This is a genomic window from Aerococcaceae bacterium zg-252, from assembly GCA_016237705.1.
GTDB classification, from domain to species: domain Bacteria; phylum Bacillota; class Bacilli; order Lactobacillales; family Aerococcaceae; genus Globicatella; species Globicatella yangjingiae.
Genome location: CP066204.1, coordinates 1,204,956 through 1,221,233, shown reverse-complemented (window position 1 = coordinate 1,221,233; position 16,278 = coordinate 1,204,956). Strand labels below are relative to the sequence as shown.

Here is a 16,278-nt window from a genome sequence, read left to right as displayed (position 1 = left end):
ACTGATTCATTCATTTCATCGAATAAAACAAAAGACAACTGAGAGTTATTTCTCAGTTGTCTTTTGTTTTATTACTGTGCCGTTGTTTCCTCTGGCAATGCTGGTTCTACAATAGTATCAGGATCGAGTGTTGTTTCGCCACTTTCAGTTGTTTCACTACTTTCGGTTGTTGTCGTTGTTTCATCAACCAAATTAATAGAGTAAATCAATGTATCAGAAGTGCTATTACCTAATATAATGCGTAATCTCAAGGTATAATTGCCAGCAGTCGGTGGTGTCGGGATATTAAATTGAGTATCCGTACCTGTGTAGACTACTTTGTCATTTAACACCAATTCATAGATAGCATTTTGTGGTAAGTTGCCAGACCAGTTAGCTTCAATTTGTTCTTTTTCTTGATTATAAGTTGCACTAAAACTTGTTGGTGCATCTACATATTGTCCATAAGCTAAAGATTGAAGTGTCGGTAATGTACTACTTGCTACAAATAATTCTTTTGAGCGTGCTTCAACTGGTGTAAACGGACCAGGTAACATAATTGGGTCTGTATATTTTTCGATTTCGATTTGCGTCACAGAATTTGGTTTTTGCCAGTCGGTTATCGGAACATTCCGCATCAAATACGTCATCATCTCTTTATAAATCAATTGTGGTAGACGAGTTTCCTCTAAAGTCAAGTAATTACCTGATTCATAAGGATTATCATAGCCGACCCATGTAGCAATGGCATATTGAGGTGAAAAACCAACAAACCAAGCGTCTGGTGCAGCGTATGTGCTACTATCTAAGCCAAGTTGAGCTAATTGTTCATTTGTATAATTTGTTGTACCAGTTTTACCAGCATGGTGCAGTCCGTCAATGGCTGCACTTGTCGCAAAGACACCTGGAACACCTTTTAAGATATCCGTCAACATATAAGCAGTAGAATCTTTCATCGCTTGTGTTTTCGTTGTTTCGTAAACTTCTTCTGTTCCTGCTGCAGTAATAACCTTTCTAACAGTGTACGGTTTATGATAAGTTCCATAATTAGCAATCGCTGCGTAAGCACCCGATAATTGAATAGGCGTGACTTCACCACCAATCGCATTGGCTTCAACAAGCTGACGTTTATTATCGTTTAAAATGTTAATGTCTAATTTTTGTAAAAAGGCATAAGCATTATCTAAGCCAACTTCTTTAAGCATTTTTAATGCTGGGATATTACGAGAACCGGCTAGGGCTTCACGCAAAGTCATTTTACCTTTATATTCAAAGTCATAGTTATAAAGTTCAGAGCCGTTAGAGTAGGTCATCGGTTCATCGACTACTAACTGTCCAGTTGAATAATTCAAATATTCGATAACAGGACCGTAATCAGCTAATGGTTTCATGGTAGAGCCGATACTGCGATTGAGTGTATTCGCTCGGTTTAATCCCATGACGACATCTTGTTTTCGCCCACCACTGATAGCTTGAAGTGCACCGGTTGTGACATCAATTATGGAAACCGCTGTCTGCATTGAATTGTCAGGGAAGACAACAGCTTTATTTTGATTGACCGTTTCATAAAGATGACGTTGAACATCTAAGTTTAAGTTGGTATAGACTTCAACTCCGTCGGTATAAATATTGATATTTGATTTTTCTTGTACTTCTTTAGCAACAACATCAATATAGGCGTCAACCATATAATCTTGTTCAGCCAGTGTTTTATCGTCTAATGGAACAAGTGTCGATTCAATCGTGGTATTGACAGCTGTTTGATATTCGGATTGTGTAATTAAACCACGTTTGAACATGACTTCTAATACTAAATCACGACGTTCTTTGGCAGCTTCAGGATAAGTATATGGGTCATAGAGCGACGGTGCTTGTGGAATACCAGCTAATAAGGCAGCTTCAGCTAAAGTTAAATCAGCTAAATCTTTATTGAAAAATACACGTGTCGCTGTTTTAGCACCGTAAACATTGTTTGAATAAAATAGTTTGTTTAAATACAAAGTTAAAATTTCGTCTTTTGAGTATTGTTGCTCAATCTGTAAGGAAAGCCATGCTTCTTGTGCCTTTCGCTCTAATGTTTGGTCAGTAAAATCAGTTGAGAAAACAGATAATTTGACTAATTGTTGTGTAATGGTACTACCACCTTCACGAATAGCACCGGAACGAAGATTAGAAATCAATGCTCCGACAATTCGGATTGGGTCAATCCCATGATGCGTGTAAAAACGTGAATCTTCAATTGAAAGTACGGCATCTTTTAATACTTGTGGCACATCTTCTTTTTTCATCAAATCTCTGTTTTGACCACCGAGTTCCTTAATTAAAGTTCCCTCTTGGTCATAAATTTTTGATGATACTTGCCCTTGTAAATCGGAGGCAGTGATTTTAGGTGCATTGATAGCATAATAGCCAAATAAACTAGCACCACCGATTACTGCAAGGAAGAAGAGAGCGACTAATAGAATAAAGAAACGTTTAATCCAGTTTTTCCGACGTTTTGGACGCATTTTCTTTTTCGGTCTGCTTTTTCGACCTGATTTTTGTTCGTATTTTTTTCGTTCAACTCGGCTACCTGTTGCCATGGAAGAAATCATCCTTTCTTTTTAGCTTTGTCGATTTTGCAAATAATCATCTAAAGCATCTAAATAATCGATGAGAGGAAAGACTCCAGTTTTGCACTGAAATCCTACTGCTTTAACGTAGTCATACGGTAAACTTTGCTGTTTTTCTGTTTTGATAAAAGCATCTACTTTTTCGTATGGAATAACATACACTTCTTGGTGTACGGCAAATGATAAAATTAAAAAGGCAATGCCACCTTGTTCAATACACTGCAACATATGATGACGTTGATGTTCAGGTAAGTTTGCCAGTGGAAAACTTGTTTTATTTTTTGTTTCTTTCGCTTCAAAGTCAATATACAATCCTTGATAAACCCCATTATAATCGGTAGTAGAGGCATTGCGATAATAAGCTTCTGTTATTCTGGCTGCACTTCGTTTGGGATAATCAACTTTTACCACTTGAATGGGGGTAGGTTTCTTATGAATCACAGCTAGACGGTGCGTATTATAATAATCATTCGATTGATTGATTCTATCTTCGAGTGACATTCCACGACTGCCATATTGGGTTTGTTTATTGGAGGTTTGTGTTGACGACTTAGCGTTTCGTTTTGGTCTAGTACCACTTGGATATTGAATCATGGACAAGCCTCCTTATTTCACATTATACTAAAAAAATGGTGTATAGGGTAGTGAAACTCTTGATAATCACAGAATTTTCACTTTTTCGTATTGTTATAAAAATCAATAAATGTGTCAAATGATAACGTTACTATTTAGTTTGATGAATTTTTTTATAGAATACTGAGAGAAAGTTGTTTTTTTGTTTACTTTATAAGGGTTTTAGAGTAAAATGATGAGGTATGTTAAATATTTCATAGTGTTGGAGGTTAAATACACAATGACAACAAATTTTGAAAAAACATCTGTGAATGAAGGCGTATTAACGTTTGAAATTCCAGTTGAAGAAGTTAAAGCAGGATTAGACAAAGCATTTAAAAAGGTACAAAAACGTATTTCAGTACCAGGTTTCCGTAAAGGTAAAGTGCCACGTAAAGTATTTGACAATGTTTACGGTGAAGCAGCTTTATATGAAGATGCTTTAAATGCTTTATTACCAGTCGCTTATGAGCGTGCAGTAAAAGAAGCTGGTTTAGATGTTGTAACTCAACCAAAAATTGATATTGATTCAATGGAAAAAGGTCAAGCATGGGTATTAAAAGCAAATGTAACCTTAAAACCAGAAGTTAAGTTAGGTGAATACAAAAACTTAACAGTTGAAAAACAAGATACAACAGTTACTGATGAAGATGTGAAAGCAGACATCGAAGCAAAACGTAAACGTTTAGCTGAATTAGTAGTAAAAGAAGCGGCTGCTGAAACAGGGGACACAGTAGTTATCGACTTCGAAGGTTTCTTAGGTGAAGAAGCATTCGAAGGTGGAAAAGGTGAAAATCATTCATTAGAATTAGGTTCTAATTCATTCATTCCAGGTTTTGAAGATCAATTAATTGGTGTAAAAGCTGGCGATGAAAAAGAAGTAAATGTTACTTTCCCAGAAGAGTACCATGCTGAAAACTTGAAAGGTCAAGCTGCAACATTTAAAGTAAAAGTACATGAAGTAAAAGCATTAGAATTACCTGAATTAGATGATGAATTTGCTAAAGACGTAGATGATGAAGTTGAAACATTAGCTGAGTTAGAAAACAAAGTACGTGTTCAATTAACAGAATCTAAAGAAGCCGCAGCAAAAGAAATCATCGAAGATGCAGCGATTCGTCAAGCAGTTGAAAATGCTGAAATCGTTGAATTGCCATACGAAATGGTTCACGAAGAGATTCACCGTCAAATGGATCACTTCTTAAATAACTTGAAACGTCAAGGTATTAACGAAGAATTATACTTCCAAATTACAGGTTCATCTCATGCTGATTTACATGACCAATTTGGTGAAGAAGCTGAATTACGTACGAAAACTAACTTAGTATTAGAAGCAATTGTAGCGAAAGAAGATTTACAAGTTTCAGAAGAAGAAATTGAAAAAGAAGTCGCTGAATTAGCAACACAATACAATATGACACCAGAACAAGTGAAACATTTTGTTTCAACTGAAATGTTAACTTCTGACATTAAATTGAAAAAAGCAATGGAGTTAATCGTTTCAACAGCAGTAGCAAAATAAGGGTATCAATAAGCTAAATATTAGCGTTTGATACAATAAATAAGGTAAAATAGAAACAGGGCTTGCAGTCAGTCAACTATGTCAATGGCTAGTAGATGATGCAACCCTGTTTCGCCAGTATATATAGATTATTGAGCAAGGAGGAAATCAATTGAGTAGTCGAGTAAATCGTCGAAATAATGATTATTATTGCTCATTTTGTGGGAAATCTCAAGATGAGGTAAATAAAATTATCGCAGGGCCTGATGTGTTTATCTGTGATGAATGTGTAGAATTATGTCAAACGATTATAGATGAAGAAATGGGACACCGTGGACAAGTAGGGTCATTTCAAGTATTAAAACCGTCTCAAATTATGGAAGTTTTGGATCAGTATGTTATTGGACAAAAAGAAGCAAAAAAATCGTTAGCAGTGGCTGTATACAATCATTACAAGCGAATTAATCATCATCAAGATAAGGACGATGAAATAGAATTACAAAAAAGCAATATTTGTTTAATTGGACCAACAGGTTCTGGAAAGACGTTTTTAGCACAAAGTTTAGCGAGATTATTAAATGTACCATTTGCGATTGCTGATGCTACAACTTTAACAGAAGCAGGTTATGTCGGAGAAGACGTAGAAAATATTTTATTAAAACTCGTTCAAGCAGCCGATTATGATTTAGCACGTGCTGAAAAAGGAATTATATATGTAGACGAGATTGATAAAATTGCTCGCAAATCGGAAAATGTTTCAATTACTCGTGATGTAAGTGGCGAGGGAGTACAACAAGCTTTACTTAAAATTTTAGAGGGTACTGAAGCGAATATTCCACCAAAAGGTGGTCGTAAACATCCGAGCCAAGAGTTTTTAAAATTGGATACAAGTCAAATCTTATTTATCGTTGGTGGTGCTTTTGACGGTATCGAAACCATGGTAAAAGAACGTCTAGGAAGTAAAGTTATCGGTTTCGGTAGCAATAATGGTAAAGTTGATCCGAACGCTAGTTTGATGCAACAAATTACACCGGAAGATTTATTGAAATTCGGTTTAATTCCAGAATTTATCGGTCGTTTACCAATTATGGCTGCGTTAGAAAAATTAACTGAAGACGATTTGGTGTCAATTTTAACTGAGCCGAAAAATGCACTTGTAAAGCAATATCAAAAATTATTGGAATTAGATGATGTGAAACTTGAGTTTGAAGAGGACGCATTACGTTTAATTGCGAAAAAAGCGATAGAGCGTGAAACAGGAGCACGTGGTTTGCGTTCAATTATTGAAAATGTCATGTTAGACGTGATGTTCGATGCAGCGAGCCGTGAAGATGTTAAAAAAGTTGTGATTACAGCAGCAAGTATCGAAGGTATCGAAGAGCCGGCTTATTTTGGTAAACGCAATAAAAAATTAGCGTAGTGAGGTGATAAAATGAAGGTAACAAAAGCAGAAATTGTGATGAGTGCCGTTGGCCCTAAGCAATATCCACAAGATCATCTGCCTGAAATTGCACTAGCAGGACGGTCAAATGTGGGGAAATCTTCTTTTATCAATAAAATGATTAATCGTAAAGGCTTAGCTCGTACTTCTAGTCAGCCTGGTAAAACTCAGACATTAAATTTTTATGCGATTAATGATAGTTTTCGCTTTGTGGACGTACCAGGTTATGGTTATGCACGAGTGTCTAAGAAAGATCGTGCTCGTTGGGGTGCGATGATTGAAGAATATTTAACGCAACGAGAGAATGTTAAAGTCTTATTTTTACTAATGGATTTTCGACATGAACCAACGGCATTAGATATTGCAATGAAAGATTTCGCAGAAGAAGCTGATATTCCATATGCGATTATTTTAACGAAGACCGATAAAATTAAGAAAAGTCAGTGGAATAAGCACTTATCAATATATAAGAAAGCATTAGATTTACCGACAACGGACGCCTTATTTCCATTCTCAGCTGAAACAGGAGAAGGAGCAGCTGATATTTGGGAAGTTATTGAAGCAATTTTAGATGAAGAAGTGTAATTATAAAATAGTGAGAGAGAGGGTATCCTGGCTTGAATCACTGGAAAAAATCGACGACGTGCGAGAAACGCACAGAGGAGATTTTTGAAGTGGACGTCAAGCCAACCCGAACGAACCAGAATAAAATAGTGTGACAATGGGCGTTTTGAAATGAATCACTGGAAGAAAATCCCGCAGTGTGTTGAAAACACACAGAGGGATTTTCTGAAGTGGATGTCATTTCAGCCCATTGGAACCAGAATAGGAGGGGAAAGGACATGGGATATATTCCAGAAGAAGTAATTCGTGAAGTACGAGAGAAGACGGATATTGTCGATGTCATTAGTCAATATGTTCAATTGACCAAGCGTGGACAAAATTATACCTGTTCCTGTCCTTTTCACGAAGATCGTAATCCGTCTTTTTCAATCCATAGTGGCAAGCAAATTTATAAATGTTTTAGTTGTGGACGTGGGGGCAATGTTTTCTCATTTCTACAAGAAATTGAAGGGATTAGTTTCCCAGAAGCGATTCAAAAAGCTGCTGAATTTGCGAATGTTACCCTTGATGAGAAATGGACGAGTCAATCCAATGCTAAGCAACAGGCACAACACGATTTACTCGCTATTCATGAAAAAGCAACGAATTTTTATCATTATTATTTAATGGAAACCACCAATGGTGAAGCCGGATTACATTATTTGCACCAACGTCAATTAGATAATCAAGTTTTAGAGCGATTTCAAGTGGGCTTGTCGCCGGAAAATTCGCAAACATTGTATCAATATTTGCATAATGAGGGATTTAATGATGAGCAGTTAATCAACAGTGGAATCTTTTATGCAAGAGATAATGGTGAATTGGTCGACCGATTTCATCAGCGTTTGATTTTTCCTTTGCGTAATGCACAAGGTAAAGTTGTTGGATTTTCAGGACGTGTATACCAAGAGGGATTCAGTGATGCTAAATATCTAAATTCACCGGATACCGCCGTGTTTCAAAAAAATCAGTTGTTGTTTAATCTTGACCTAGCTCGCTTACCGATTCGGCAATTAAAACAAGTATTGGTTTGCGAGGGCTTTATGGATGTGATTCGCCTTGACCAATATGGCTTTCATCATGCAGTTGCCACAATGGGAACGAGTTTAACTGAAAATCATTTGGCACAATTAAGTAAAATGGCACAAGAAATTGTTTTCGTGTTTGACGGCGATGAAGCTGGTCAGAAAGCGACAAATCGTGCTTTTGAAATGAGTACAGCGTTTCAGCAGCAGACATTTAAAAGTGTGATGATACCGAATCGCAAAGATCCAGATGAGTGGTTGCAATTGCATGGTGAAGCTGCCTTTCGACAACTCATTCAACAAGCGAGCAATCGTTTTGAATTTCAAAAGCAGTTTTTAAAACAACAATATCAATTGAATGACGATCATCAAGTGGCACAGTATATTGAGCAAATTGTCAAACTGATTGCTACGATTGATTCGCCGATTGAACAAGAATTAAGGATTCAAGATTTAAGTCAAGAATTTGGTTTATCACCGCATTTGATTAAGGAACAAGTAGCACGTCAGCGTGGTGGGGTTAAGCACGAGCATTATGAACATCACGATACACCACATTATTATGTGGATACACAAGTTCCTTTGCCGTCAGAAGTGGAATCGTTTGGTTTTGAAGTTCAATCCAAACGTGCTTATGAGGCAGAGAAACTGATTTTTCAATTACTGATTTTTCATCAAGATGCATGGGATTATTTAGCAATGTATAATCCAACACCGATTTTTTATCATGAAGTGGCTCAAAATTTATTTTTTGAGTTAGAAAGAGATTATTATGATAAAAGTTTGCCATTGCCTTTGTTAGATGTCGCTCATTTGATTGAAGATAGTGCCGTTCAACAACTCTATTTATCAATTATGTGGGATGCTCAGTTATTGGAATACCATGAACAAGTGATGCGAGATTGTTTCAATGTGATTCAAACAGAGTTTTTAGAACAAGAAATGCGAGAATGGAAAGAACGTTTTGTGCAATATTCTAGAGAACAACGTATGGTCGATGCTAAAGAGGCAATGGATCACATTTTAAGGCTTGCACGCTTATTAAAAAAATAATAAGATAATATATAAATAAACAAGTATCAAATCAATAAAGATGTCAATCGCAGTTTGAGTGAGTGGGTTTTAGCTTGAACCACTTTATAAAAGCACTCTAAGTGTTTTGTAAAGTGGACGTCAAGCCAACTTGAACGAACTAGAATAATAATAGTGCGACAATGGGCGTTTTGAAATGAATCACTGGAGGAAATTACCGGAGTGTGTTGAAAACACACAGAGGGAATTTCTGAAGTGGACGTCATTTCAGCCCATTGAAGCCAGAATAGGAGTGGATAGTATGACTGAAAAAGAGCAACAAGCACTGAGTCTTCAATATGAACAAGCAGTGACACAATTAATTGCAGAGAAAAAAATTGTTGGTCAAATTTTATTCGATGAATTGACCGATAAAATTGCGAGCCCTTATGAATTAAATGCTGACCAAATGGACAAATTAATTCAAAAAATTGAAGACAGTGGTATTGCCGTTGTGGGAGAAGACGGTGGCCCAACTAAGCAACAGATGATGCGTGCTGAAGAAGTTCAAGTGGTTGAAGTAGTGGAGTCAGCTGAAGAACGTGCAGAAGCTGCTCGTATGAAAGTAAGCGATCCAGTTCGTATGTATTTAAAGGAAATCGGACGTGTACCATTATTAAGTGGCGATGAAGAAATTGAGTTAGCTGTCCGTATTCAACAAGGTGATGAAATTGCTAAGCAAGAACTAGCTGAAGCGAACTTACGTTTAGTAGTGTCAATTGCTAAACGCTATGTGGGGCGTGGAATGCAATTTTTAGATTTAATCCAAGAGGGAAATATGGGACTTATGAAAGCCGTTGAAAAGTTTGACCATACAAAAGGGTTTAAATTTTCAACGTATGCAACATGGTGGATTCGTCAAGCGATTACACGTGCGATTGCTGACCAAGCACGTACAATCCGTATTCCAGTTCACATGGTTGAAACGATTAATAAGTTAGTACGTGTACAACGTCAATTATTACAGGATTTAGGGCGTGAACCAATTCCAGAAGAAATTGGAGCAGAAATGGATTTATCGACTGAAAAAGTTCGTGAAATTTTAAAAATCGCTCAGGAACCTGTATCTTTGGAAACACCGATTGGTGAAGAAGATGATTCTCACTTAGGTGACTTTATCGAAGATGAGGGGGCAATGAGTCCAGAAATGTTTACTTCATCAGCGCTTTTACGTGAGCAGTTAGAAGATGTCCTAGATACCTTAACTGACCGAGAAGAAAATGTTTTGCGTTTACGTTTCGGTTTAGATGACGGAAACATTCGTACCTTAGAACAAGTAGGTAAAGTATTCGGTGTGACTCGTGAACGTATTCGACAAATTGAAGCTAAAGCACTAAGAAAATTACGCCACCCAAGCCGTTCAAATCAATTGAAAGACTTTTTAGAGTAATCAAAGAGTGTGAGTGATGAGCCACTAGAGCAAAAAAAGCCAAATCAAGAATTTAAAGTTCTTGGTTTGGCTTTTTTATGATATTGTGATATAAAATCTGCTATTTGTCTATAAAAATGCGTTTTACAGTAGAAATATCAAATTAGATTTGATACAATCAAATAGAATTCTGTTATTTCTTAAAGCGATTTACCTTGCTATAAATAGTAGCAGAAGTAGTGAGTTTTATGTATCATTTTGACTACATAGAGCGTGAAATGAGAATCAAGAAAGAGAGAATAAGATGAAACATAAACGTAAGAGAAAGAATGCTTATCAAAAGAAGTATAATAAAAAATTGCAGACAGTAGTGGCAGCATCAGCCATTGGGGTGGTGGGTTCGGCAGTTATTTTACCACAAATTGTATCTGCTGAAACGGAAGAATTTAATCCGTCTAATGTCGAAACGGTTGTAGAGAGTAATGCGTATGTTGAAGAGATACCAACAAGCGAAGTAGCCGCTGAAGAAGATGCAGCAGAAGTAGTGGCTGAACCTATTTCAAATGAAGAAACATCAGAAGAAACTGTAGCTGATGTGTCTGCTGTGGAAACGGAAGAAATGCTAGTAAATGAAACTGAGTTAGAAAAAACGGAAGAAACATCAGCAAATGGAACTGAGTTAGAAAAAACGGAAGAAACATTAGCAAGTGAAACTGAGTCAGTGGAAACTGAAACAAACAGTTCGAATAAGAACCAGCCAGTTGTCGCTGAAGAATCCATTGTTTCTGAAACAACAACTGTCCCAGAAGTGAGTGTTGACGAGCGTGCGACAGGTATCGTATATAAAGTTATTTATACCGATGTTGAAACGAATAAGATTGTTCATACAGAAATTAAATCAGTAGCTATTCGTACAACTGAGAAACCAGCAACAACCGAAGTAACGGAAACTGCAGCTGAAGTAATCGGTTATCGTTTGGTTGAAGATCAATTAGCTACAATTACAGCTACTGTTGCTGAAAATCGTCGTAATATTTTAAATTTCAATGTTGTAGCAAATAAGGAAAAGGCAGTTAGACCGAATGAGGGACCAGATTTCCGTGCTCACTTGATGACACCGACTAATGATGGGCCTTATATTACAATTGAGCGTTATTGGGGAAATAATCGTTTTAACGATTACGGAAATCCCGATTATACTGTCACTAAAAATGGAGATACAGTTGAACTTTTATACAAAATGGGAACGACTCGTATTAATCCAGATGACCTTGATTTGACTGAGGACGCTAAGAAACTTGGTTTGACGTATGATAAAGTCTCAAACTACATTAAAGGAACGATTACATTAGATGCGTCGGTAGAAATAGGGACGTATGAAATCGGATTAGTATCAAAAGCAGATTCAAATGTCAAAGCTAGTGCTGACTTGAAGATTCAGTCTCATAAAGGTTTCGTACCACGACGAGATCTTGTGATAGGAGTAGGTTTTTCAAACGATAGAACTCACAGAATTCCAGTTAAAAATGTTGGATCTAGTCTAACTGATGCTGAGTACAAGCGATATGGTAGTCTTCCTGTTGAGTTTTCTGAGGCAGAAAATAAGCCGTCGACTAACTTAACTTATGGGGGAATTGAAGTTACCGTTACTCCATTTGGTTACTATATTCCAGACGGAACAGTTGCTGAAGCAACTGAAAATACAAGACAATATGATGCTCTATTTCAATTAGAATCCTTAGATGCTTTAGAAACATTCCCTAAGAATCACCTGTCAATTGCTAAATTTGAGCAAACAGGTGGGTCAGATAAGGTTAAAATAGCCCTTAAAGATTTATCTAAATTGAATTCTGATATTTATTATACTCCGCATTCAGGGACTAGAACTTATACTGAGACTGTTAATGATGAGAATGGAGCACATGAAGAGACTAGGCAAGAGCATTATTGGAGTACATATAATACGCCATATATTGTGCAATTTACAGAGTTACCAGACGTTGCCGGAGACTATTTTGTAACCTTTAAAGTCGTGGATAATCTAGGATTGGAAAAGAATTTCCGTTTGGACTTTAAGACGATTGAGCGTTCTCAAGACGGTGCGTTAACTAATGCTGATGTTCGCTTTATCGGAAATGCGGATACACTTCCAGAAGGGGCAAAACGTGTTTCAATACCGACTTCTAGTGAACGTCAAGTGATTGGAACGGTTGCTAAAAATAAGGATAATGCGAGAATTGGTTTAGTTTCTTTACCAGAAGGAATTACGGTAACTGAATCGGGAGAAGTAGTTAAAGAAGAAGGTAAAAAACTAGCTCCAGGTATCTATACGTTTGAAGTTAAGGCTATTGATGGGCACTTTGGAGATAATGCTCCAACACGTAGTTTTAACTTTGAAGTAACTGATGTGATCAATCCTATTAAACACCAAGTGTGGAAAGAAGGAGAAACATTCGCTCCAATACCTGTTAGTCTTGAAGGTGGCAGTACTATTACGGACATCAAGGTTGAGACAGGAAATGATTATGCCTATATCACTGGAAATAATGCTAATTCAACTTTAGAAGGTTCGGGTATTTTACGAACTGCAGAAAATCAAACGGCTAAAGTGATTGTGACTTATAAAAATGCAGAAGGGACAACATCGGTAACATCAACTACCTTTACCTATGAAGTACAACCAAGCCCAGAGATTGAGTTGGATTTAGAAGTATCCAATGCTAAGCAGACGGTAAAAGAAGGAGATAGCTTTGAAAATATGGTTATCACCTATACACAAGGAGCGACTGTGGAAGTTGATACTTCAAAATTACCACGTGGAACACGTTATGATAGTACCACAAATACTATTTCGGGTAGAGGATTGATTGAAGGTGTATATACTGTTCCAGTTGTAGCGAAATTAGGCGATAAAACAAAGGTTAAGTTTGTTGAATTGACTGTTACGCCAGGTGTGTTTGCAATGGATCCGATTGAAGAAACAGTTCAACAGTTGGACGATTATACTTATACGTTCAATTTGCCGAAAGGTGTTACGATTACTAATGATTGGGTATTTCACCGCTTGCCAGCTGGGTTGACCTACAATCGTGAGACTAACACTATTTCAGGAACACCGGAACGACCGGGTGAGTCAACTTTTGAAATTAATTACCGTCAGACGAAAACGGTCTTAGGTCGAGAGATTAATCGTGATGCGACGAGTACATTTAAAATTACTGTTACTCCAAGACCACTCGAAGTGACAGCTGAAGACCGTACTGTACAAGTATTGGATAAAATGCAAGATATTAAAATTACTGCGACAGAAGGAGCGAAAATTGAACTTCGTTCATATCTTCCAGAGGGCTTGCAGTATGACCCTGAAACCCAAACAATTTCAGGAACACCAGAAAGAATTACTTATGGAGAAAATGGTACTACAATTCAAATTGTTGCTTACTATCCAGGAGCTGAGAGTGGGACTAGAGTAACAAAGGACATCAACATTAAAGTTACACCATTACCGGTTACGGTAGATGCTACTCCTAAAGAGCAAACAGTGGACTTAGGTACAGCAATGGAAAGTATTGTAATTAGTCCAAGTGAGCATGCGAATATTTCGCTTTGGACACCATATAGTGACGTATCAGAAGAAAATATTGATGCGGCAGTCTTTAGTGAGTATGGTATTCACTATGATCCAAAAACTAAGACTTTATTTGGTACACCAAGTAAATTAGGAAACTTTAATCTTGTTTTCCAAGCTGCGAATCCTGAAGATTTGGGTGGTGCAGTAGCGAAAACAACCGTAAGCTTTAGTGTTGTGGATGATTCGCTTGATTTAAGTTTAAGTCGTCCAATTCAAACAGTATGGAAAGGTTCAAGTATCCGTGATGCTGTTATCATGCATACGGAAGGTGCGACGTTAACTGTCGATAAAACTATGTTGCCAGACGGTATAACTTATGACGAAACAACGAAGACATTTTCAGGTAAACCAGGTGTAAGTGGTACATTTGAAATTCCAGTAACACTTACGAATGCTCGTGGAACGAAGACAAAATCAGTGATATTTGATTTGACTGTTCTTGAATTGCCTGAAAATACGAATAGTGTTCAATCAGCAGACCCAAGTATCAATAAAGTGATTGAGGGCGAAACGTCTGTTAGTGGTAAAGGTCAACCGAATGCAACGGTTGAAGTTCGTTTACCAAATGGTGAAATTAAATCAGTTACAGTAGGTGAAGACGGTACATGGTTGATTGAAAATGTGCCAGCCTTTGAAAAAGGACAATCTGTAACAGTTAAACAAACTGAAACGGATAAGACACCAAGTGATGCTATTAATGCGACAGCAGTACCAGTTATTACACAAGGTGATAAAGGAGAAGACGGAGCTCCAGGTCAAAATGGTATGGACGGAAAAGACGGATTACCAGGACGTGACGGTGTAGATGGAAAAGACGGCAAAACTCCGACTGTAACGGCAACACGTGGAGAAAAAGAAGGTAAACAAGGTACAATAGTTACAATCATTAATGGAAACGGCGAATCAGTTGAAACCTTTATACCGGATGGCGAAAAAGGAGACAAAGGAGAAGACGGAGCACCAGGCCGAGACGGAGTGGACGGCAAAACTCCAACTGTAACGGCAACACGTGGTGAAAAAGAAGGTAAACAAGGTACAATTGTTACAATAACTAATGGTGATGGAGAAGAAGTAGAAACCTTTATACCGGACGGTGAAAAAGGAGACAAAGGTGAAGACGGGGCACCAGGTCAAAACGGTATGGACGGAAAAGACGGATTACCAGGACGTGACGGAATGAATGGACAAGACGGCAAAACTCCAACTATAACGACAACACGTGGTGAAAAAGAAGGTAAACAAGGTACAATCGTTACAATCACTAATGGAAACGGCGAATCAGTAGAAACCTTTATACCGGACGGTGAAAAAGGAGACAAAGGTGAAGACGGAGCACCGGGCCGAGATGGTAATGACGGATTACCAGGACGTGACGGTGTAGATGGACAAGACGGCAAAACTCCGACTGTAACGGCAACACGTGGAGAAAAAGAAGGTAAACAAGGTACAATAGTTACAATCATTAATGGAAACGGCGAATCAGTAGAAACCTTTATACCAGACGGTGAAAAAGGAGACAAAGGTGAAGACGGAGCACCGGGCCGAGATGGTAACGACGGATTACCAGGAAGTGACGGTGTAGACGGAAAAGACGGAAAAACACCGACAATTGAAACAATAACCGGAAAAGATAGTGAAAGTAACGAGGGTTACTGGATTATTATTACAGACGGCAATGGTAAAGAAATCAGTCGCACTTTTGTGAAAAATGGAAAAGACGGTCGTGATGGCGTAGACGGCCGAGACGGCAAAGACGGAGAATGCGGTTGTGATAATCCATTGAAACCAGAAAATGAGCAACCAAAAGATGAGCAACCGAAAGGTGAAGAGCCAAAAGGCGAAGAGCCAAAAGGTGAAGAGCCAAAAGGCGAAGATCCAAAAGGTGAAGAGCCAAAAGATGAAGAACCGAAAGGCGAAGAACCGAAAGGTGAAGAGCCAAAAGGTGAAGAACCGAAAGGCGAGCAACCGAAAGGTGAAGAGCCAAAAGGTGAAGAACCGAAAGGTGAAGAACCAAAAGATGAGCAACCGAAAGGCGAAGGACCAAAAGGCGAGCAACCGAAAGGCGAAGAACCGAAAGGCGAAGAGCCAAAAGGTGAAGAACCGAAAGGCGAAGAACCGAAAGACGAAGAACCAAAAGGTAACGAACCAAGTCAACCTAATGAAGATACACCAGAATCATTAAAAGTTCAGTCATCTAAAGTGATGAGTTTACCGGAAACGGGAGAAAAAGAGACTCCATACTTTATTACTGGAGCAGCTTTAATGTTACTTCTAATGGCAGGTGCACTTGTTCGTAAAAAACAAGAAGATGAATAGTTTATAGCGATTCGTTTCTATCGAATATCCAATAGGACTGGGCAAAAAGTTCAAAAATACAACAATATTTGAAATGTGATAACATAGCATTCTGATATATCAACTTGTTGTAATTCTA

8 protein-coding genes are annotated in these 16,278 nt (G+C 37.8%); 6 read left to right on the top strand and 2 right to left on the bottom strand.

Features of this window, described 5'->3' with window-relative positions; all coding sequences use genetic code 11:
* Window positions 1-71: 71 nt before the first annotated feature.
* Together JDW14_05800 and recU are read right to left on the bottom strand one after the other, a co-directional pair.
* The gene (locus JDW14_05800) at window positions 72-2,561 is read right to left on the bottom strand and encodes a PBP1A family penicillin-binding protein (GenBank protein QQD64851.1); all 2,490 of its coding nucleotides are present in this window, start codon (window positions 2,559-2,561) and stop codon (window positions 72-74) included.
* Window positions 2,562-2,582: 21 nt separating this feature from the next.
* Window positions 2,583-3,185, bottom strand: coding sequence for a Holliday junction resolvase RecU (gene recU / locus JDW14_05795; protein ID QQD64850.1), 603 nt, complete (start codon window positions 3,183-3,185; stop codon window positions 2,583-2,585).
* A gap of 259 nt (window positions 3,186-3,444) precedes the next feature.
* On the opposite strand from recU, the gene JDW14_05790 reads away from it, so the two are divergent.
* The 6 genes from JDW14_05790 (at window position 3,445) to JDW14_05765 (ending at window position 16,160) form a co-directional block, all read left to right on the top strand.
* Window positions 3,445-4,725, top strand: a complete 1,281-nt coding sequence (locus JDW14_05790) for a trigger factor (protein QQD64849.1) — start codon at window positions 3,445-3,447, stop codon at window positions 4,723-4,725.
* Window positions 4,726-4,876: 151 nt separating this feature from the next.
* Window positions 4,877-6,124 carry an ATP-dependent Clp protease ATP-binding subunit ClpX gene (gene clpX / locus JDW14_05785; protein ID QQD64848.1) on the top strand — a complete coding sequence of 416 codons (1,248 nt, stop codon included), beginning with the start codon at window positions 4,877-4,879 and terminating at the stop codon, window positions 6,122-6,124.
* A 12-nt stretch (window positions 6,125-6,136) separates the two neighbouring features.
* Window positions 6,137-6,730, top strand: coding sequence for a YihA family ribosome biogenesis GTP-binding protein (locus JDW14_05780; protein QQD64847.1), 594 nt, complete (start codon window positions 6,137-6,139; stop codon window positions 6,728-6,730).
* A gap of 257 nt (window positions 6,731-6,987) precedes the next feature.
* A complete protein-coding gene (gene dnaG, locus JDW14_05775) occupies window positions 6,988-8,826 on the top strand; it encodes a DNA primase (GenBank protein ID QQD64846.1) in 1,839 nt (612 codons plus the stop codon).
* A gap of 280 nt (window positions 8,827-9,106) precedes the next feature.
* Window positions 9,107-10,234, top strand: a complete 1,128-nt coding sequence (gene rpoD / locus JDW14_05770; GenBank protein ID QQD64845.1) for an RNA polymerase sigma factor RpoD — start codon at window positions 9,107-9,109, stop codon at window positions 10,232-10,234.
* 283 nt (window positions 10,235-10,517) lie between these two features.
* Window positions 10,518-16,160, top strand: coding sequence for a putative Ig domain-containing protein (locus tag JDW14_05765; protein QQD64844.1), 5,643 nt, complete (start codon window positions 10,518-10,520; stop codon window positions 16,158-16,160).
* Window positions 16,161-16,278: the final 118 nt, after the last annotated feature.

Coding starts and splice junctions, on each gene's coding strand:
- JDW14_05800 (QQD64851.1), bottom strand. CDS start 2,561: ATGGCAACAGGTAGCCGAGTTGAACGAAAAAAATACGAACAAAAATCA.
- recU (QQD64850.1), bottom strand. CDS start 3,185: ATGATTCAATATCCAAGTGGTACTAGACCAAAACGAAACGCTAAGTCG.
- JDW14_05790 (QQD64849.1), top strand. CDS start 3,445: ATGACAACAAATTTTGAAAAAACATCTGTGAATGAAGGCGTATTAACG.
- JDW14_05780 (QQD64847.1), top strand. CDS start 6,137: ATGAAGGTAACAAAAGCAGAAATTGTGATGAGTGCCGTTGGCCCTAAG.
- dnaG (QQD64846.1), top strand. CDS start 6,988: ATGGGATATATTCCAGAAGAAGTAATTCGTGAAGTACGAGAGAAGACG.
- rpoD (QQD64845.1), top strand. CDS start 9,107: ATGACTGAAAAAGAGCAACAAGCACTGAGTCTTCAATATGAACAAGCA.
- JDW14_05765 (QQD64844.1), top strand. CDS start 10,518: ATGAAACATAAACGTAAGAGAAAGAATGCTTATCAAAAGAAGTATAAT.